The organism is Candidatus Nanosynbacter sp. HMT-352 (assembly GCF_022819365.1).
In the GTDB taxonomy this organism is placed as follows: Bacteria; Patescibacteriota; Saccharimonadia; order Saccharimonadales; family Saccharimonadaceae; genus Nanosynbacter.
Genome location: NZ_CP089289.1, coordinates 431,880 through 451,515, shown reverse-complemented (window position 1 = coordinate 451,515; position 19,636 = coordinate 431,880). Strand labels below are relative to the sequence as shown.

The window sequence follows — 19,636 nt, the reverse complement described above, 5'->3', positions numbered from 1 at the left end:
ACTCATCAGCATAGACACGCATCTATGGAGCGAACTGACAAGCAGAAGAATTGTTGGCGGGAGATTATGAACTGCCAAGTAAATTATTCTAACTTGTCAGTTCAATGGAGCGCTACTCGCCCTTAGCTAGGGTACGGATCAGATCCTGGCTTGGGACGAATCCCGACTTAGGCTGTCCATTGTTGTACCATTCGGCAAACTCGCATTGATGTGCCCAAAAGTAGGCTAACCAGCGCGACGCGCAGTAAAACCCATGTCCGGAAATTCCACCGCTGTCTGCGATCGAGACAGCCCAAGGGATGATTTCCTTGACGGGCTTCTTATCCACTTCCGTGGCGGCTTGCGTGAGTCGCGCCACCCTAACGGCGAACCTGATCACCTCCCCGAGGAGAGAGCTTTCACTCTCGTGTTCCATTTGTTCCTGCCACTTCGTTGCAGGAACGTTGGGTGCTACCTCGAAATCGGGGAGCGCATCGAAATTGACGGCGAATTTTGTGTTTGTCGTTTCCATTTCAAGTCTGCCTTTCTGACCAATCTCTCTCGTATCCGGTTGATACAAGATGAGATGTCGTAGTGCTTTCTTGAGTGCTACGAAAGCTCACCTCGTATCTAAAGTATATTCTTCCACTTGTCAAAGTGCGCTTTCGGGCAAGGAGCAAATCTCAACTTGTCAACAAAAGCTGTATTCATTTATATCACTAATAGGATAAAATGTCAATAGATTTTGTCAAAAATGTGGTGTTATATGCCTTTTTCAGCGTTTTTGGCCTGCTTGTAGGCTTTCGTGACTGGCGCCAGACCGCGTGCAACGCGTTCACGATTAGCCTTTAACTGCTTTTCGTCACGGAAAGACATTTTAATTGGCGTTCCTGCAAAATTGAAAGCTTCGCGTAAAGTTCGCTCCAAATAGCGTTTATAGCTCCAGTGGACGAATTTCAGATTGCTACCGTAAATAACAAACCACGGCGGAGCAACGTCAGTCTGGACAATGTAGCGCAGCTTCGGGTGCGAGTTTTTCAGACCAGCTGGCGGATGTGCGGCGATGGCTTTCTGTAGGATGTCGTTTAAGGCACGAGTTTTACATTCTTGGCGTCGGCGTTTATAGATATCAAGCGCTAGGTCGAATAACTTAGCGACATTCTGCCCAGTAACGGAAGAGGTGAATATTAACGGCGCGTACGGCGTGAATTTGAAATTATAGCTGATTTGTGGCGCAATTTCATCGTGTGTGTAAGCGTCTTTACCTTCGACGGAGTCCCATTTGCTGACGACCAGAACAAGCCCCTTGCCCGCCTCGTCAATAATTCCAGCTAGGCGCTGATCCAATTGGACATTAAGCTCATTGACATCCATAAGAAGCAGACAGACGTCGGCTTCGTTGATGGCTTGCATAGTGCGAAGAACTGAGAACTTCTCAATTCCCGTTTCTTGCTTTCCTTGGCGGCGAACTCCAGCAGTGTCGAGCAGCTCAATCGTCTGACCGTGATAACGAACTTGAACGCGGTTTACGTCGCGAGTCGTACCTGCAACGTTGGCGACGATAGCTTGCTGCTTGCCCGCCAAAGTATTGAACAGATTACTTTTGCCGACGTTTGGTCGACCAATTAGCGCGACGCGAATAATATCATCAGGTGTAGTTTCGGTGGCTGGCGGAATAAGTTCGGCAATGCTATCAAGAAGCTCCGAAATGCCAATGCTATGCTCGGCGGAAGTTTTTATGATGTTTTTAATGCCGAGTCGTTTGAACTCGTCGATAGAAAGAGAGCCTTTTAAGTCTGCTTTATTGGCGATTAAAATGACTGGCTTGCCGCTTTTTAGGGCTTTTTTGGTCAATTGTCGATCGGCGTCGGAAGGATATGCAGTGGAGTCGACGGTTACGAGGATTACGTCAGCGGCGGCAGACGCGTCAGCGATTTGGTCCTGAATGGTCGCCTCAAACTCGTCCTCGGCAGTCTTAAGTCCAGCCGTGTCGATGAGCCAAAATTGCGAATAGTCATCTGACGGCGCAGAATCTACGTTGCGTCGTTTATATGAGACTTTACCAACGACATTGTCGCGTGTCGTGCCGGCTTCTCTGGCGACTATGGCTGTGCGAGAGCGCGTCAAGCGATTGAATAATGAGCTTTTGCCGACGTTGGCTTGCCCGATGATGGCGACTGTTGGTAATTTAGACATGATTATATATTATAGCAGTTTTAAGACATTTTGGCGAGCACACTGTTTATGTAAGCCTCGCACGGACGAATTATTTTCAGGAAATCCTCAAAACATCTCAGGCCGATTTTTGCTATGAATTTCTCGGTCTCTACGACTCGCCTATATCCCTCGTTATCGCTATTATATTTGTGGATGTAGGCCTTTGGAGATTCTTCGTTAATTGGATTGGGGTAAAGTGTTATGTAGTAATTTTCTTTAGGGTTATTTATGCAGTAGTAAACGTTATTATCGTCATCTTCGAACGCTACGGATATAGGATATTTAAATTCCTTAGTATGTTTCTCAACCTCTTTAATAAGTTCGATGTAAGCGTAGATTTGGTTTTCTAGGAGTTCTGGTAAAATATTGGGCTTATCATTCTCACAGAACATTTTTTCTATAGTATTCTTTCTTTCCTCCTCAAGGTTATGTATGACTGCTCTTAGTTTTTCTGAGGGTAAAGGCTCAGATTCGCGCCCTAGCGTTTCCATTTTACAATTACACTTTCTATCAAATTTAGCACAAAGGCTATATTACAATATTTACCGTAAAATGTAAAGAGCCGCGGAGTAAATTATGAATTCGTGAATTTCTCTTCTCGCCATTCGCCTCTCTTGAGATCGCCGAGCGAATAATTGCCGAAGTTTGTTCTGTGGAGTTTTTTAACAGTGTAGCCTAACGCATCGAAAGTTCGCCGAATTTGACGATTCCTTCCCTCGCTCATTCCCACTATCCAGCGACAATCATCACCTTCGTGCTGTCTTTCTAGCGTCAATTGACTGCGTCCGTCAGGAAGCTGTACGCCAAAATCATTGATCATTTGGCGATGTAGAGGTTGCAATGGCTGGTCGATTGTAACGAGATATCGCTTAATCTTGTAAAACGACGGATGTGTCATGCTGTGAGCAAAATCGCCGTCGTTCGTCATGAGAATCAGCCCAGAACTGTCTTTATCCAGGCGACCAACGGGTTTTAAATGGTGAAGATTCTTCGGTAGCAATTTGTAGATTGTCGGAACGCCGCCCTGAGAAGCGCGTGAACAAAGATATCCAGTTGGCTTATGTAGGATGATGAGCTGTTTGGATTGCAATTCTAGCAATTTGCCGTTATAGGAAATTTTATTTGCGTCAGAAATTTGTTGACCTAATCTGGCGGGCTGACCGTCAATAGTAATCTTCCCTTTTTCTATCAATTCATCAGCCTTCCGTCTGGAAACACCCAAGCAAAGCGCCACGAATTTGTTGAGGCGCCAAGATTCTTGCTTTGTGTCTGGGTTTATCATTGTTGCGGATTTATCGGTGGAAATTGTGTCGGCTGAGGGGTCTCTGATGGTTGATGTGGAATGATTTGCTCTTGAGTTTGTGTTTGGGCGAAAGGCATTGCGCTAGCTTGCTCAATAGGATTTGGCGCTGACTGAGACGTCGGAATTGGTTGCGGTGCTGGAGTCTGTACTGGTTGAGGCTCTGGAATTGGTTGAGAAATTCTCTGTGTATTGTCTAATTCTTCTGCCATAAGTTTAGAGATGTCTACCGAATTCTGAGAATCGTCAGCTGGTAAAGGTTGAATAATGCGGTCACCAAGCCCTGAGGGTCGCGGCGCAGGTGATGAAAATGGCGCCATGGGTTGTGGCAGTGTTGCTGGCTGAGGCGTTGGAGTCTGCGCTGGTTGAGGTAGTGGCTGTGGCGCCGGAGCGAAAGCCTGTTGTGGATGTTGTTGCATAAGCGGATTTACTACAGAAGCTGTTGGCGTTGCAGTGGGGGCAGCTGGTTGTGGCGACAATGAAGAGACGTCAGGCCTAGCAACTGGCTGCGGCGCTGCTGGAGCTGGCTGAGGTGTTGGAGCGACTGGCTCATATGTATGAGCTGGTTGTGAAACTGGCACTGGATTTGTGCCGACTCCTGGAAGATCTCCCAAGGTTTCGTGAACTGCCCTCACAACATCCTCTATTCCCACCTGAGACTTCACCAAGTATTTATCAGCACCAAGCTGCTCGCCGCGCTTTCTCTGGTCCTCTGAGGACAGCGCGGTCATAATAATAACTTTAACGTCTTTTGTTTCTGTCGTTGAGCGTAAAATGTCCAGCATATCAAAGCCAGAGATTTTCGGCATCATCACGTCGCTTAAAATTAATCGCGGACGTTCTTTAATTGCCATGGCCAGAGCTTCTTCGCCGTCGCCCGCCGAAACGATATCGTAGCCCTCCGCCAAAAGTCGTACACCATAAATTTCGCGTAAACTTTTGTCGTCCTCAACCAATAAAATTTTTGTCATATATTTATACTATACTGAAGTTTTGACAAAAAATCCATAGCCCTTATGGTTATTATTCGCGGCCAGGTATGGACAATTGCTGTCGTTTTCGTCGCAATTCTTCCTCAATTTCAGCCAGCGTTGGCTCGGAAGAATTTTTGGCTGGTTGTGGAATTTCTGGCTGGGTCGTCGGGACTGTAGGCACGGCTGGAGCTGGGTTCTCTGGAGTTGCGATTGCGGCTGGATTTGAATCGACAATTTCGCTATTATTTTCAATTGCGACATCCTCCGTCTTCTCTTCTGTGGCAATTTCAATTTTTTCCGAATCCAGATTATCTTCAGGCCTTTCAGCTTCCGCAGATTCTAATCGCTGCTTGGCGTCCGAACTATTCATGCGAGGAATTTCCAAATAGAACGTACTTCCCTCTTTATATTTGCTTTCAACTCGCAAGTTTCCAGACATCGCCTCGGCCAAGCGGCGGCTCAAATATAGCCCCAAGCCAGTTCCGCCAATTTCTCGCGTGTCAGAATTGTCCACCCGATAAAATTTCTGGAATAAATGCGGAATATCTTCGGCGGGAATGCCAATGCCGCTGTCTTTTACGCTTACGGAAATCTGCTTATCGTCGCCGGTAATATTGACGACAACTTCGCCCGACGGCGTGTATTTAATGGCATTTTCAATCAGATTGCTAACAACTTCCCTAAAATGGTCAGGGTCAATATTGGCATAAAAAATCGGCTGCAATGACTTCTCCTTACCTTCATCAATTATGTCTGGCATAAAGATGTAATTGAGCTGCTTTTCGCTAGCTTTTGTCGCCAAACCATCAAAAATATCCTTCAAAAATTCGTTTACGTTGATGATCTTCGGGTTATTTTTCATTCGCCCGTCTTCAACTTTGCTGATATCGAGGAGATCTTGGAATAATCGTCCCAGATGTTGCGCCGATTCGTGGGCTTTGGTAATGAAGTCGCGGGCTTTCTCATCGATGTGAGCGGTAGCTGGATTTAACGCCAGACCCAAATAGCCCTCAATTGATGCAACTGGCGTGCGCATCTCGTGGCTGGCGGTGGAAATAAACTCGGCTTGCTCGCGCTCCTCGGCTTTTTCTTTGGTGATGTCGCGGAAAACTACGATGATTCCTTCGCCATCTGTGCCGACTGGAGAGCTGACGATTGACACTAAAATTCGCTTTTCAGAGCTGGTCAATAGGAATAATTTATCGTTGTGCGTTGGCTGGTTTTTTGATAAAGATTGGGCTATTGGATTCTCGAGGTCTTCTACATCTTTTCCGTCTGAGGTGACGAGTTTTAAGACGCTTTTCCAATTAAGTCCGAGCGCGTCGCCTTGGTCCCAACCGATGATTTGCTGGGCGGATGGATTTATCAGTTCGATGTTGCCGTCTTTGGAAATAGCCAAAACGCCGTCGTCGATGGCATTGATCACTACGTCAGATTTGCTCTCAACCGCGGAAAGTTTATTCTCCAAGCTGGATGTGTTGTCGTCAGTTTTTTGGCGGCGAATCCATAGAACAAGGCTAAAAATCAAAGGCAAAAATCCGAAGAATAGATAGCCGATTATGAATTGTATGTTTATTCCCTGTTGAACGCTGGTGGCTATAATTTGCAGAATAACCAAAAGCCCCATTATTCCTGAGATTATTGCGCCGAAAAATCCTGCGAAAATTGCCACGATAATCCACATAACTAGGAATGGTGAAACAACTCCGCCGCTGGTAATTATGGTGGTTGCGGCGACGGCGACAGTTAACAAATATACGAAAATTCCGATTTCAGTTTCGTGTTTTCTGGGAAGCCAAAAACATAAAATCAGCACAATTAAGCTGCCGATTCCTGCCACGCCAGCCGCCAAATCTGAGACAGATAATCCGATTGGCAATTGATAACCGGTCGGTATAAATCGCGCCCATGCGTATAAAAGAATGATTGTGAAACAGCTCAGTAATGCCACTTCACACAATCTCCTTAGCCAAAATCTGGAAATTGCGTGAGGCTTAAAGTAAATCCCGCCCTTTTTCATAGTTTTATTATGGCGAATTTTCAGAAAAATCTCAAGAGTTAGGTGGTATACTAATTGCATGAATAATGATCAGCATAATGACCAAAGTAACAATCCCGACGTAAGCAATGCGCCAGTCTATGACAGCACAGAGAAAAAGAGAGTCTTTAAGCGTGTTATGCTCTTTTCTTTAATGTTTACCATTATTACACTAGTAGGAAATTACGTTTCAATGCGAGGATCGACAGGACCGTATAACATACACGTTTCTTTTTTGATATCAGCCATTTCAAATGCATCGATGATGCTCTCCCTGTTGCTAATTAGTTTTATGATTAGGTGGTACAAGAGGGGTTATTATCAGAATATTAACAAGATGGTAAATGATAGTCCAAAAGCGGCAATCCACTCTTCTGTACTGTCGGCAATAATTTTTGCGGCGCTTTGGGTATATGGTAAACTTGTGTCGATAGATATCCTAATACTTTTTCCTGTAATCATCTTCCCTGTTATGTTAGTGACTATCTATTCATTGACGATAATTGATGTTATATTATATGGATATAATAGGCATAAATAAAAAAATAATGAACTTTAATAATACTGAGCAGAAAGATAATTTGGCAAATATTAATTGCGATAGGATAATAATTTGAAAATATAATAGTCAGGAGAATAATTTATGAATAATGATCAATATAATAATCAAAACAACCCTACGGATAACGCGCCAATCACTTCACCTGGAGCTGAAGATATGAAGAAGCAATTAACTTTTACGGAAGCTCCAGCTATTGCAGAGCCCTTGCCTACTGTGAAAGCAGATAAAGAAAGGACCATCGGAATTACAATTGCTTTCGTGACGTTTTGTATTGCATTAGTAAGTGTAATGATAGAAGATGACCCTAATTCTAGGGATGTTATACTTAATGTTATCTATTATATCTTGCCTGAGTTTATACGTATTGCTTTTATAGTCTATAGCTTAGTGTTGTCGATTGTTATGATTAAAATGTGTATATTTAGGCAATATTGGGTAACAGATAGAGTTATGGGAGGGATGACAATTATTCCGTTGACATGTATAGGGATTGCTCTGATGTTCGCATTGATTTACTTTATCTACAATATACAATATACTATACTTGCACTTGGTGGCGCTGTGATGGTTTCGTTTGTTGTGTTTATCCCTTTACTTATTGTTGTGTCTGTAATTTACTGTTCTTGGGCTGTACTGTCTTATCATAAAAAGTCGACGTCTAACATAGAGAAAAAGTAGACAAGTCTTCCCTTTTCATGGTATAATCCATGGAGTTACGGCCCTATCGTCTAGCGGTTAGGACACCAGGTTCTCATCCTGGCAACCCGGGTTCGATTCCCGGTGGGGTCACCAAGAATGTTATTTTAGAGTCCGTAAGAGGCTCTTTTTTATTGTCTTGAATCATTTACAATTTAGACATTCTGTGTGAATATCCTAAACCTCATTTTTCATTGCGTCAAAATATCTAGTTATCGCTACTCATCTGCTTAACGACATCTATCAAATTCCGCGGCGTAATGTCGGCTTTAATCAGATATCCGTCGACGCGACTCATGACGGATTTGCGTGAAGCCTCGTCCTGCTCAAAATTGGTCATAATCAAAATCTTACTATTCGGAACCAAATCGACATTGTTGTTTCTCAGCGCGTCTAAAATCTGGTCGCCACGTTGCTCTGGTAACATCAAATCTAAGATTATCAAGTCAAAGTTCTGGTTGCGCGCCGCTACTAGCCCGTCATTTCCGTCGACCACCCACGTCACGTCATATCCCGCTTTTTGTAAACTTCTGACGTACATTTCGCCAATAAATCGGTCATCTTCCACGCATAAAATTGTCTTTATCATAATTCCTCCTAGCCCTTATACATAGCGTGATTTTTTATCCAGCCGCCGCCCTTTCGTATCAATTGATTATTCAACTGCCCGTCTTCTAGCAATTTGTCTTTAACTGTAGCATAAATTGGCAAAGTGAACGAGAAGACCGAGCCTTCGTTTTCGCGGGATCGAGCGATTATCGAGCCGCCGTGAGATTCGACAAAAGCTTTGCAGATGTAAAGCCCAATTCCCGTTCCAGCCACGGCCTCGCGTGATCTGTGCGATCGATAGAACTTGTGAAACAAATTGTCCACGACATTCGCCGGCATACCAATTCCGTTATCGGCGACGGACACTTCCACGAAGTCGCCTTTTTTCTCCGCGGAAACGGTTACGGATCCGCCCTCAAAACTGTATTTAATGGCGTTGTCAATTAGATTACCAATTACTTCCCCGATACTTCCGTGATCGGCGGCTACTGTCGGCAGATTATCTGGAATATTGACGCTGAGCATTCTGTGTTGAGTCGATGCGCGAAGTTGCATGTCATCAGCAATCGAGGCGTAAATATTGGCGACAGTGTCTTCCAGTAGATAAACCTTCAAGTGATGCCTATCATATCTAGCAACGTTAAGAATATTGTCAATGTAGCTAGACAAGCGATTGGACGAAACCACCAACCTGTCAAGAAGTTGCCTTTCGTCGCCCTGTAAGCGTCCAGCAAACTCTTCGTTGATGATGTCCAGATAGCCACGAATAACTGTAATCGGTCCGCGGAGTTCGTGGGCGGCAAATGAGATAAAATTGAGGTCCTCTTCTTCTGGCAAATATCCTTTAGACTTGTCGATGAGAAAAATGACGGTTTCGGCGGCGGCGCCTTTCTCAAATGAAGCCACGATATCAAAAATCCGCGTTTTTTGGATGATGTCGGGGTTGGTGCTAATGCGTTGCCAACGGCGTTCGGCTTTAATTTTCTCATTGGCGATTTCGTGAAGCCAATCGGAAATGCTTGGTTCGTTTAGAAAATCAAGCGCCAGAAAATCCTCACCTTTTGCGTTCCTGGAAATCGGGGCGGCGGAATTGGCGAAGATAATTTTCTGATTGGAATTAAGAATCACGACGCCAGTGCTGGCTTGATTTAGGGCTTGAGTGAGCGGGATTTTTGGCTTGTCGTTGTCGCTAGCTGGTTTTTGCTCTGGCTGATAATCGCCATAAATTGCCTGAAGCGCCGTCTTAAATCCAGTTTTTTCGTAGCGTTTGTCGTTGGGGTTCGGCGGAGTGTCAGTGGTTAGTTCTCCAATTTTATGAGAAAGCGCTGCCAGAATTTTATTAAGCGGCGCAGCGATGATTTTAACGATAGAAATTGAAAATAGGATTTGCAAAATAGCGGTAATTAAAATGATAATCCAGAAATTTAGCTGGGATATGGAAAATGCCGTGAAGTGGAGCGCGATTCCTAGTCCTAGTATGATGCAGGCGCTCGCTGACAGTAAGACTAATATGACTTTTCGGTAATAATATTGTTTGTACTCGCGCAGGGTTTTAGATGCCGGATCTATTGCCATGAAACACTTCCCCTTCCTGGCGTGAAGGCTGCAATCCATGTTTGTCCGCGATTTAAGGCGATGTCTTTTCCAGATTCGTCTGTCAATTTAAGTGGCGAATTTATGTCTGCTTTTGACCAAGTGGCGGTGGCGACTGTGCCGTTTTGGAAAATGTAAGCTTTGCCGGATCCTGTCGTTTTGACGTCTTCATAGCCATCGTAATTTTGAGCCCGAGCTTCAACGCCAACTTCCATAGCTACGACAGTGTTTGGAGCGATTTGTCCGTCCTCTCTATCGGTATGTGGCGCGCCAGCCATGCTCCTGAAGTAAGAATTTGATGTCTTGTCGTAAGCGTATGAGGTGTTGTAGAGTGAGCCGCTGAGGTTTATGCTTACAGATGTAACGTTTGGTGATTCGACGGGCTTGCCGTCTGCTCGCGCGAAGCTGGTGAATTCGGAATTGTTATAGCCTTTTGCGCTGTTCAATTGGTCAAGCTTTTCTCCTGAAGTGTAGACGTTGTGTGGCGCGTAGCGGTCGCGAGATCGCCAATATGATCCGTCGTTAAAGAACTGGTCGATGTCGCGATAATTGCCGTTTCTGACTTGAGATAAAGCGTTGGGACTTCCGCCAACGTGCGCGATTGATGCTTGATATGGCGCCGCCCAGCTCAAATAGTACAATCTTAAGCTTCGCACTGGACCAATTAGCGCAGGCTTTTCTCCCTGGTATAGAGCCAAAAACCTAGTAATTCCGCCTTCCGCTACGGCTTCATAAACCACGCCAGCTTTCTTCAGTCCTGACTGCGGTCTGGCGGCTGGACTATTCTCAATCATCACGCCAGTTACAGGCAACTTCGCAGCGGCTTCGTTCGCGATTTCCACGCCAGTTAGCGGCGAATAAAACTTCTTCGGCGCGGGTTTTTTGGCTGGCAATTTCAGATCCACGCTAGCGGTCTGCTCGTATTTTATGGAGTGAATTGCAATTATGAAAACTCCAGCAATAACCATCGCGCTCACCACGAGCACAATTGCCAGAATGTGCTTTTTTACCCATTCTTTGAACGACTTCCAGCGAGCGTTCTTTTTTTGTCCTGATTTATCTATTTTTTCAACATTCATGCCTATGCTTAGTATAGCATTTTCGGCGCACGAATAAACTATTTTTGTAGATAATTATCGATTCTTTGCAGAGTTTTTTCCTTGCCAATTAGCGCCAGCGTGTCGTTAAGTTGCGGACTAAACGGCGCCCACGTCGTCACAATTCTCACCAGACTAAACAAAATCCCCGGCTTCTGCCCTGTTGTTTCTAGTAATTCATTAAGGCAATTCTGAATTGTTTCTGGCGTCCAATCTGTAATTTTCTCGAATTCTTGGCGAGCAATTGTCAGTAAATCTCGTCGCTCGTCGTCGGTCAATTTGCGAAGTTGCTTGTTTCCGTCAATTAATTCCGTGTCAATTTCAGGCTCGACGAAGAAATAGCTCGTTAATTTTGGCAAATCTTGCAATGTCTTCAAGCGATCTTGTGCCAATTCCAGAACGCGTTTCTTATAAGATTCGTCGGCGTTTTTGGCTTCTTCACCCCAGAATGATTGACAGCGATAATAAAGATCGTCCAAACTAAGCGAGCGAATCCATTGACCGTTAAGCCAAATGAGTCGCTGTTCATCAAAGCGTGCGCCAGATTTTTGAACGCGGTCAAGTGAGAACTTTTCAATCAGTTCGGCTTTACTGAAAATTTCCTGCTCCGTGCCGTCATTCCAGCCAAGTTGCGCTAAGAAATTAAGCATCGCTTCTGGTAAAATTCCCTCTGATCGATACTCAGTTACGCTTTTAGCGCCGTCACGCTTGCCAAGTTTTTTATTTCCCGATGGCGCCATAATGTGTGGCACGTGTGCCAGAATTGGTGGTGTAATTTCAAGAGCTTCGTAAAGCGACAGATATTTAGGTGTACTGGCAATATATTCCGAGCCGCGAATCACGTGTGTGACTTGCATTTCGAAATCGTCAATGATGTGCGCAAAATTGTAGGTTGGTAGACCGTCCGCTTTGATCAGAATGAAATCGTCCAAAGCTTCTGGACCAGCCGACAACTCGCCCATAACGGCGTCCTTCCAAGAATATCGCTTAATTTCCGGAACTTTGAAGCGCAGCGGCATTCCAAGTTGCCACTCTGGCGGATTTTCTGGACGATGATCGCGATATAAAAATGCTCGTTTTTCAGCCTTGGCTTTGTCGCGGAAAACTTGCACTTCTTCGGGCGTGTACGGATCGGCGTAAGCTAGCCCTTCGCTAATCATTTTCTTCGCCCATTTTATGTAAATATCACGGCGATCCGTCTGGTGATATGGGCCAAAATTGCCAGACTCTTCTTTTGGATTATTAAGAGTTGGTCCTTCATCCCAATTTAGCCCTAGCCAATTTAGAGTTTCCAAAATCATTTCTTCCGCGCCTTCAACGAATCGAGCTTGGTCCGTGTCTTCAATGCGTAAGATGAAATCTCCCTGATGCGCTCTGGCGACAAGGTATGTGTATAGCGCGGTGCGAACGTTGCCTAAGTGAATATAGCCAGTCGGACTTGGCGCAAAACGAGTTCTAATAGTCATGATTAAATTATAACACGTTATCTGATGAGTTACAGACTAGTGGCGATTTTTTCAATTTGGCTGCTTGAGAGGTTTGCGTCGCCACTGATTTGATATAAAATCCCGCCGTTCACCCAAGCCGCTTCTTTTCCGCCGCTGTAAATTGTCAATCCGTCGATCATCGTGGTGTTTGGATTCTTGTGCTTTTCAGAGAAGAATTCTTTCACTGCTGACGAATTCCAACCGCTTTTTTGCTGGGTTATGGTATATCCTGAGCTTCCGTCGGCGTAGGCGTATTTCATAGAGACCTCGCCCGATTTGAATTTGATGGGTCCGTTCAGCGCGTAGCCGTCTGGCTTGTAGCCTGGATATTTGGCGTCAATTCCTGATTGAACGGCTGCCATTTTTATGGAAATATTTGGCATACTCAGGTATGTTAAATAGCCACCGAGTAGCATCACCGCAAATCCCACAGAAAACGTATTCAACCAACGCAAGGCGCCGCCCTTTTTCTGACGTCGACGTGCTTTTTTATTGCTGATAATCTCATTCGACAAAGCTTTCTCAATCGCTTCATTTTTCAATTGATGAGCGGTTTTTGCGACTGGTTTTTCTATTTTTTGCGGAGCGACGGCGACAAGCGGATTGCTATTCATAGCCAGAGGCTGGCGTTCTTTTCGCAATTTAGTGTTAACGCTAAGAGGTCTTTGTTGGGCGCGACGAGTAACAGGGTGAGTTTCGGCTGGGCGGTTAATAGCAATTTTCTGAGGAGCTGGCTTGCTAACAATTGGCGTAGAAAACTTCTTCACGGCGACATGTTGTTTCACGTCGACGCGAGCCTTCTGGGGTTTGGCGGCTAATGGCGTACGCTGCGGCATTTTAACGTGCCGGCGATTCAATGTGCTGGATTTTTGAACGTGTGCGGCGTGAATATTTGATACAGATGTACCACGCTTACTGATTGATTGTTCTTTTTCTATTTCAGATTTTTCAATCTTAATATCATCCATCACCATTCCGGTAATAGTATTGTAAGCTCGTCCATTGATAACCACGTAGTTTTTACTTGCCATTAATCCCCCTAATGTTTATTCCTATATATTATAGTACAAATCGCCTAAGGTTTTTTCAAGTGTAAAAATATGTTATAATTTCCGTAATTATGTACCAGAAAAAGAATCGCACTAAAGAGCTCGCACGGCGGACCTTTGTGTACACGCTGATGACATTATCACTTATAATTCTTCTTACGTTTTTGACGTTTAGAATGCTTGGCTATACGTTTGATCCAAATACGAAAGAATTGCAACAGACTGGACTTGTCCAATATGAATCACATCCTGGCGGGGCGCTGGTTTATGTTGACGATATGGAACTGCGCCGCACTCCGACGAAAAGCACCGTTCTTCCTGGCAAGCACACTTTTTCGATGAAATTGGATAAATACGAACCGTGGCAAAAAACGCTAAATATCAAATCTGATACAGTGACAAATTTGAATTACGCCAGACTGATTCCGACAAAACGCGAAACTACCGAGGTGAAAACGTTCGATTCATTACAATCCGTTTCTCTGTCGCCAGCTGGTAATTTCTTGATGGGGTTTGGCGTTAAGGATAAAACTCCGATTCTGACAATTGGTGATATTCGCGACACGAACAAAGATAAGGAAAAGTTCACGGAGCATGCGTTAAGCACGAGTGTTTTGGCTGGCTATTCCCTGTCTTCTGGCAATCATACGTTTACCCTGTCGGAGTGGGACCGCGATTCTCGTTATGCGCTAGTGAAGCATTCGTATCCAACGGAAAATAACGCTACGGGCGTGCAGTGGCTGGTTTTTGATAGAGAAAATCCAGAGAAAATTACCGACGTAACAGCGATGACTGGTTTTGGAATTAAGCAAATCGGCTTTGCGGGGACTGGCGCGCACACGGTTTACGCTTTGCAGGAAACTGGCGAATTGAGGCGAGTTGATCTTGATAGCTCGACAATTTCTAGCCCAATCTTGACTGGCGTCGAATCTTTCAAGCTTTACGGCGACGACCGTTTGTCCTACGTGGCTGTTGTTGACGGTAAAAAAGTGGCAGGAATTTGGAAACGAGATTGGAAAGAGCCGTTTGTGATTGGCACTTTTGCTACTGATTCTACCCCAGTAATTCGAATTTCTCGCTATTTCAATAAAGACACGGTGGTTTTGACCGATGGTAAAAATATGACAATTTATAGAGGTGAGATTTCAGATTCTAAGGATCGCCAAAAAGAGTTCTTAAAAACAGCAAAGATTATTAAGACTGATAATGCGATTACGAGCGTGACGATGGACAATGCTGGGCGATTTATCGTGGCGCAAAGCGGCGCAGTGCTGCAGACTTACGATTTGGAGCGTAAAGAATTGTCGAGCGCGTTTAATATCGGCGTGGCACAGGAAGTGAAGTGGCTTGACAATTTCTATATCCGTAGTGTTTCTGCGTCAGGAAAAATGGAGATTCGCGAGTTTGACGGCACGAACGCTCATACGTTGATAGACGTTAAGCCTGGTTTGGATTCTGTTTTGTCCTCGAACCAGCGATACGTTTACGGATTGACAACCAACGCTTCTGGAAAAATTGTCCTGAGTAAAATGAATATGGACAATGGATCGACTGGGTTATTTAATTAAATAGCTAGTTTATCGACCGCCGAATAACTTCTCAAGCAAAGTCGGCTCGGGCTTTCCTGGAATATTTGATTTATTTCCTTGTTGTTGATTTGAGCTGGATTCTGATGCCGCAGTGGCTTTACTTGGGTCTGGGTTGATTTGTTCCGCAAAGATAAGAAGTCGTTTTTCTGCGGTTCCTAAAGGCACGCAACTCACAAGCGTCAGCATTGGCTTATCTGTATTAATCTGAACTTTTGAAACTTCGGTCGGCATAACAACTTCTGTCGATGTTACCTTGTAAGTGTAACGCTTTCCATTATAGTTCATGTAAATAATGTCACCCTTGACCAGCTTTTCATTCTGAGCAAAGACGAATTTATAATCGCCACCAGCAAAAGCGTCGTTACTGGAGTGTGCGGCAAATACGGCATTTCCGACTTCGCCTGGCACGGCGCTGGCACCAGGAATTGAAAAGTGAGCCACCCCCTTCTCCATAGCTTTTGATTGCGATTTCGTGTCGCTGGCGGCACCGTAAATAACTGGCGCGTCAACGTTAATCTTTGGAATAATAATCCTAGGCTCGGGTCCGACAGTTACGTCGGTGGAGGCGTCAACGATGATGTTTTGTGGGTTAATCGCGCCAGGTGTTGTGTAAGCTGCGACCGCGCCGAAAATAACGCGGTTATATTGCAAAAACATGAAGACTAATAGCACTGATAATCCAGCAATCGCCGGAACAAAATGTCGGGATTTTTTCACTTTATTTGCGGAGTCGCGAACCTTTTGCTGAATTTGACTGCGGAGTTCTTTTATGGCCGCTTTTTGTGGATCCAGAGGCTCGTCTGCGCTGATTACTGGCGTGATATTCTGATTTTCCTTCGTCAATCGAGAAATCTCACGGTTTTTTGCCGCGATGTCGCCCGCGTAGTAACGCTCGTAATACATCTGATAATATTTCTGCCAAGCGCTGTGGTATTGCTTCCATTGGTCGGCTGAAACTTGAGTGTGGACGGCTGAATTTTGAGTTTGAGTGGTTTGGTTTGCGGGAACGGAATTGCTAATTTGCGGCTTTGGCTGAACCTGGGTTTGGGTAATTGGCGCCGTCCGCATAGCGTGATTAGCAGAGTCTTTTTTTAGCTCTGGATGCGGTGCTGTTGAAGCTTGCTGAGGTTTGGATATTTGTGCCTTGGGCTGTTCTGATCGGGCTTCGGGTTTTGATTGCAATTGAGCGGAAAATGGTTGTGGCTGAGGTTTTTCTGGCGCAGAATTCTGCTCTTCTGTTTTGGAATAAATAGCGTCAAGTTGCCCACGAATAACATCAGCAGCGGCATTTCGTGAGGCTACCGAGTCGCGAGTTGGCGGCGTGAGAGATCGGCGCTGATCTGATACCGGCATGCCCACTCGACCGTTTGATTGATCATCCGTCGGATACATAACTTCTTTCATTATACGTCAAATCGACATCAAATAAAAGTCGTGCTTGTGAGAAATTGCTAGTTGTGCTACAATCGTACGGTAGCTTGGAGCGTTCTCTTGTGCCGCGGTGGCGGAATTGGTAGACGCGCTAGACTCAAAATCTGGTGAGCAATAGCTCGTGCCGGTTCAAGTCCGGCCCGCGGTACCAGAGGCAGCTTCAGGTGATAATCGTCCACTTTGGGCGATTTTTTTATGCAAAGAAAACAGCCCGCAGAAAGGCGCTACCGAGGCTTTATAGCCTTCCAGGCGAGCTGTCTTCTCTGCGGGCTTTACATCCCTAGCCCTTTCCCTCCGTTAGTTTTTGCGTTTATTAGGAACATGAGGCTAGCGAAGCCTCCGGCAAATGCTCCAATGGGCGCCGCGGAGGACATGTCTGCGGCAAGCAGACATGCGATCAGCATCCCAGCCGCTGCTCCGATTGCAGCGGAAGCGGCGACGACCGTCGCTAAGAACACAACCATGATTAATGCGATTCCGATTCTTCGCATGATAAAATCACTCCCTAAAAGAGATGCTCTTCACTCACGACCAAGGGCTACTTTCGCCCTTTGATGAATCCGAGCGAAAGCTTGGTAGTATAATACAACTAATTATACGTAATGTCAAGCAGATATTTATAAGAAGCTACATTTTGCAAATAGCGGTACTGATTGCTGCTAGCGGCGCTTTCGGCGACCAAATCAAGTAGCTTGCGGCGCGGGCTCCGACGGTTCCCCGCCAGATTGCCATTGGTGCGTCCCATTTTTGGGTGACGACTTCTCCGCTGTGGGCGATTATTAAATTGTCGGCATGAAAAACGCAAATTGTTACGGGGTACGTGATGGTGAATTTGTGGAGCGCCTCGACGAGTTGCGACAATTGAATGCTGAACGTAATCATTTTTGGATAAAAAATTGCGCGGAATATTTTCTGAACTTGCGCCAGACTTGCCACGAAAACCACGTGCGGATTGTCCAAAATTTCCTGAAAACTATTTTGCACGAGGTCAATCGCATCTCGCGTCAGCACGACGGGAACTTCTGACTTTTTGATCAATTCTTCGTAGACAATTGCCGTTTGGCTATTTCGCCCAGCGTCGCCGCATAATAGCAATACATCCGCCCACCTTTCCAGCGCCAACGCCTCGTCAAGTGCTTCGTTGGCCAGACTGCCTGATTGGTTTGTTGGTGCGAATAAAACGTCGGTCATATTCGCGGGAACATTTTTTTTCAAGGCATCAGGGAGTAAAACGCGAGCCTCGCCCACGCCAGCCTTGAGCGCCTCTTGATAGCTTTCTGCCACCGCCAAAAAGCCTAATTTGTTACCGCCGATGATTCCCAATTTTCCCGCTTGGTCGCGTCGTTCTGGCTTGTTCCATTCGACATCTGGAAAAAGTGGCTTCCCTGGTTCTTGTTTTTGCCAAAATTTCATATCCATTACAAATTTACCTCAATACTCACCGGGCAATGATCGCTGCCCATTTGCTCTGGATGAATTTGCGGATTAGTAACGCGATTTGCAATTTCACGCGACGCTAGCCAATAGTCAATTCGCCAACCAACATTTCGCGCCCTGGCATTCGCCCAATGCGTCCACCAAGTATACGCACCAGTTTTTTCGGGGAAAGCCGCCCGAAAAGTGTCTGTAAAACCAGCGTCCAAATAGTTCTGAAAACCCTCCCGCTCTTCGTCGGTGAAGCCGTGCTTGCCGACGTTGGGTTTCGGATTTGCCAAGTCAATTTCTTGATGTGCCACGTTCATATCGCCGCAGTAAAGGACTGGCTTTGACAATTCCAATTCTTCCAGATAAGCCAATACTGCCTTGTCCCATTTTTTATATCGCAAATCCAATCGACTCAAATCCCCTTTTGAGTTCGGAGTGTAGCAATTGACAACCCAAAAATCGTCAAACTCGGCGGTAATAATTCGTCCTTCGTCGGCTGGATTGCCGTATTCATCGCCCGTCAAATCAAACCTTTCAATGATGTTCGGCGGAAAACTGTCGCGCCAGCTCAAGGGCGAGATTTTTGAGAAAATCGCCGTGCCAGAATAGCCTTTTTTGGCGGCGGAATAGAAATGCTCGTGATAATTTGGCAGGTCAATTTCAACCTGATCTCTGGCGGCCTTAGTTTCCTGTAGACATAAAATATCTGGATTGTACGTGTTAATAAACTTCGCGAATTCACCTTTATTTATAACTGCACGAATGCCGTTTACGTTCCAAGAGAAAAGCTTCATAATTTTATTATACCGTGATGATATAATTTAATGAATATGCTACCAATGTATGATAAGTTTTTGGGCAAAATATCAAGCGATTTCATGGACGTCGGAGGCGTGAAAACTGCTTATTATTTTTATCAAGGCGGCTCAAATAAAACTATTTTGCTAATTCACGGCATTGGTGGCGATTTTCACGGGATGATTCCGCTAGCTTACCGACTGAAAAATGACGCGAATTTGGTGTTTGTTGACTTGCCTTCTCACGGTAGAAGTCAATTGATAAAAGATATGAAAATGAGCGACGTTGAAAATTGGGCGATGAATTTGATGTCGGCTTTTGACGGTAAAGGTGTGTCAATTGACGAGGTTGTCGCCCATTCGCTTGGATGTTTGGCGGCAAATAAAATGCAATGCCAAAAAATTTGGTACATCAGCCCTCCGATTAAAACTTCGGCTATGTCGAGAATTTCCTCGTCGTTCTTTTATCGCACTCGTCGGGCGAATCAATATATTTATTTAAACTATTATTTTTCGGTGTTTCGTGGGCTGTGCTTGGTGAATAATAGACGGAAAAATGTCGTGGATTTGATACGATGGCTGACGAAAAATACGCGAGTAACGCGGTGGCAATATTTGGAGCAATCGAAAATTGCGCGGGACATTTCTCGGGGTGAAAAAATTATTATTTCTGAGCGCGAATTTACGGGATTGATAGTTGGGCGACGGGACAAGATTTCGCTTCCCGTGAACGCCGCCGATGGTATAAAAATTGATAAATTTGTGGAGATTGATACAGGACATTTGTCGGTGTTAGATAGCCCAGAACTGGTTGCCGAATTGATATTGGCGGAATAATTATTTGCTATACTGT

Annotated in this window: 18 protein-coding genes and 2 tRNA genes; 6 read left to right on the top strand and 14 right to left on the bottom strand. The window is 45.1% G+C overall.

The window, feature by feature from the left end:
- Nucleotides 1-112: 112 nt before the first annotated feature.
- The 6 genes from LRM49_RS02450 to LRM49_RS02425 form a co-directional block, all read right to left on the bottom strand.
- Nucleotides 113-358: a hypothetical protein gene (locus tag LRM49_RS02450; protein WP_243777646.1), complete on the bottom strand. Its 246-nt coding sequence runs from the start codon at nucleotides 356-358 to the stop codon at nucleotides 113-115.
- A gap of 383 nt (nucleotides 359-741) precedes the next feature.
- Entirely contained in the window at nucleotides 742-2,175 is a 1,434-nt protein-coding gene (gene der, locus LRM49_RS02445; protein WP_243777645.1) for a ribosome biogenesis GTPase Der, read from the bottom strand.
- Nucleotides 2,176-2,195: 20 nt separating this feature from the next.
- Nucleotides 2,196-2,687: a hypothetical protein gene (locus LRM49_RS02440; protein WP_243777644.1), complete on the bottom strand. Its 492-nt coding sequence runs from the start codon at nucleotides 2,685-2,687 to the stop codon at nucleotides 2,196-2,198.
- An 83-nt stretch (nucleotides 2,688-2,770) separates the two neighbouring features.
- Nucleotides 2,771-3,478 carry a pseudouridine synthase gene (locus tag LRM49_RS02435; RefSeq protein ID WP_243777643.1) on the bottom strand — a complete coding sequence of 236 codons (708 nt, stop codon included), beginning with the start codon at nucleotides 3,476-3,478 and terminating at the stop codon, nucleotides 2,771-2,773.
- A complete protein-coding gene (locus tag LRM49_RS02430) occupies nucleotides 3,475-4,467 on the bottom strand; it encodes a response regulator transcription factor (RefSeq protein WP_243777642.1) in 993 nt (330 codons plus the stop codon). Before LRM49_RS02430 ends, LRM49_RS02435 begins: the two co-directional genes overlap by 4 nt.
- A 52-nt stretch (nucleotides 4,468-4,519) precedes the next feature.
- A complete protein-coding gene (locus LRM49_RS02425) occupies nucleotides 4,520-6,490 on the bottom strand; it encodes an ATP-binding protein (protein ID WP_243777641.1) in 1,971 nt (656 codons plus the stop codon).
- 58 nt (nucleotides 6,491-6,548) lie between these two features.
- Between LRM49_RS02425 and LRM49_RS02420 the strand changes: the two genes are divergently transcribed.
- The 3 genes from LRM49_RS02420 (at nucleotide 6,549) to LRM49_RS02410 (ending at nucleotide 7,862) form a co-directional block, all read left to right on the top strand.
- A complete protein-coding gene (locus LRM49_RS02420) occupies nucleotides 6,549-7,049 on the top strand; it encodes a hypothetical protein (protein WP_243777640.1) in 501 nt (166 codons plus the stop codon).
- A gap of 102 nt (nucleotides 7,050-7,151) precedes the next feature.
- Complete coding sequence (locus LRM49_RS02415; protein ID WP_243777639.1) at nucleotides 7,152-7,748, top strand: hypothetical protein; 597 nt, start codon at nucleotides 7,152-7,154, stop codon at nucleotides 7,746-7,748.
- A 39-nt stretch (nucleotides 7,749-7,787) separates the two neighbouring features.
- Nucleotides 7,788-7,862: transfer RNA gene (locus LRM49_RS02410), tRNA-Glu, on the top strand.
- A gap of 112 nt (nucleotides 7,863-7,974) precedes the next feature.
- Here the strand turns inward: LRM49_RS02410 and LRM49_RS02405 are convergent.
- From LRM49_RS02405 to LRM49_RS02385, 5 genes are read right to left on the bottom strand one after another with little or no spacing between them, the layout of a single operon-like run.
- Nucleotides 7,975-8,355 (bottom strand): response regulator transcription factor, encoded by a 381-nt coding sequence (locus LRM49_RS02405; RefSeq protein ID WP_243777638.1) that lies wholly within the window; start codon nucleotides 8,353-8,355, stop codon nucleotides 7,975-7,977.
- 8 nt (nucleotides 8,356-8,363) lie between these two features.
- Nucleotides 8,364-9,890: a sensor histidine kinase gene (locus tag LRM49_RS02400; RefSeq protein ID WP_243777637.1), complete on the bottom strand. Its 1,527-nt coding sequence runs from the start codon at nucleotides 9,888-9,890 to the stop codon at nucleotides 8,364-8,366.
- Nucleotides 9,881-10,987, bottom strand: a complete 1,107-nt coding sequence (locus LRM49_RS02395; protein WP_243777636.1) for a DUF3048 domain-containing protein — start codon at nucleotides 10,985-10,987, stop codon at nucleotides 9,881-9,883. The genes LRM49_RS02400 and LRM49_RS02395 overlap by 10 nt, the downstream gene beginning before the upstream one ends.
- 38 nt (nucleotides 10,988-11,025) lie before the next feature.
- On the bottom strand, nucleotides 11,026-12,471 hold the full coding sequence (gene gltX / locus LRM49_RS02390) for a glutamate--tRNA ligase (RefSeq protein ID WP_243777635.1): 1,446 nt from the start codon (nucleotides 12,469-12,471) through the stop codon (nucleotides 11,026-11,028).
- A gap of 29 nt (nucleotides 12,472-12,500) precedes the next feature.
- Entirely contained in the window at nucleotides 12,501-13,523 is a 1,023-nt protein-coding gene (locus tag LRM49_RS02385) for a DUF4367 domain-containing protein (protein WP_243777634.1), read from the bottom strand.
- Nucleotides 13,524-13,612: 89 nt separating this feature from the next.
- Between LRM49_RS02385 and LRM49_RS02380 the strand changes: the two genes are divergently transcribed.
- Nucleotides 13,613-15,109, top strand: coding sequence for a PEGA domain-containing protein (locus tag LRM49_RS02380; protein WP_243777633.1), 1,497 nt, complete (start codon nucleotides 13,613-13,615; stop codon nucleotides 15,107-15,109).
- Nucleotides 15,110-15,118: 9 nt separating this feature from the next.
- On the opposite strand, the gene LRM49_RS02375 is transcribed toward LRM49_RS02380, so the two are convergent.
- Nucleotides 15,119-16,534: a sortase gene (locus tag LRM49_RS02375; protein WP_243777632.1), complete on the bottom strand. Its 1,416-nt coding sequence runs from the start codon at nucleotides 16,532-16,534 to the stop codon at nucleotides 15,119-15,121.
- 91 nt (nucleotides 16,535-16,625) lie between these two features.
- On the opposite strand from LRM49_RS02375, the gene LRM49_RS02370 reads away from it, so the two are divergent.
- Nucleotides 16,626-16,712: transfer RNA gene (locus LRM49_RS02370), tRNA-Leu, on the top strand.
- Nucleotides 16,713-17,188: 476 nt separating this feature from the next.
- On the opposite strand, the gene LRM49_RS02365 is transcribed toward LRM49_RS02370, so the two are convergent.
- Together LRM49_RS02365 and LRM49_RS02360 are read right to left on the bottom strand one after the other, a co-directional pair.
- Nucleotides 17,189-17,974 (bottom strand): carbohydrate kinase family protein, encoded by a 786-nt coding sequence (locus LRM49_RS02365; RefSeq protein ID WP_243777631.1) that lies wholly within the window; start codon nucleotides 17,972-17,974, stop codon nucleotides 17,189-17,191.
- A 5-nt stretch (nucleotides 17,975-17,979) separates the two neighbouring features.
- Complete coding sequence (locus LRM49_RS02360; protein WP_243777630.1) at nucleotides 17,980-18,780, bottom strand: exodeoxyribonuclease III; 801 nt, start codon at nucleotides 18,778-18,780, stop codon at nucleotides 17,980-17,982.
- Between the two features lie 30 nt (nucleotides 18,781-18,810).
- Here LRM49_RS02360 and LRM49_RS02355 point away from each other — a divergent pair, with 30 nt between their 5' ends.
- On the top strand, nucleotides 18,811-19,620 hold the full coding sequence (locus LRM49_RS02355; protein ID WP_243777629.1) for an alpha/beta fold hydrolase: 810 nt from the start codon (nucleotides 18,811-18,813) through the stop codon (nucleotides 19,618-19,620).
- Nucleotides 19,621-19,636: the final 16 nt, after the last annotated feature.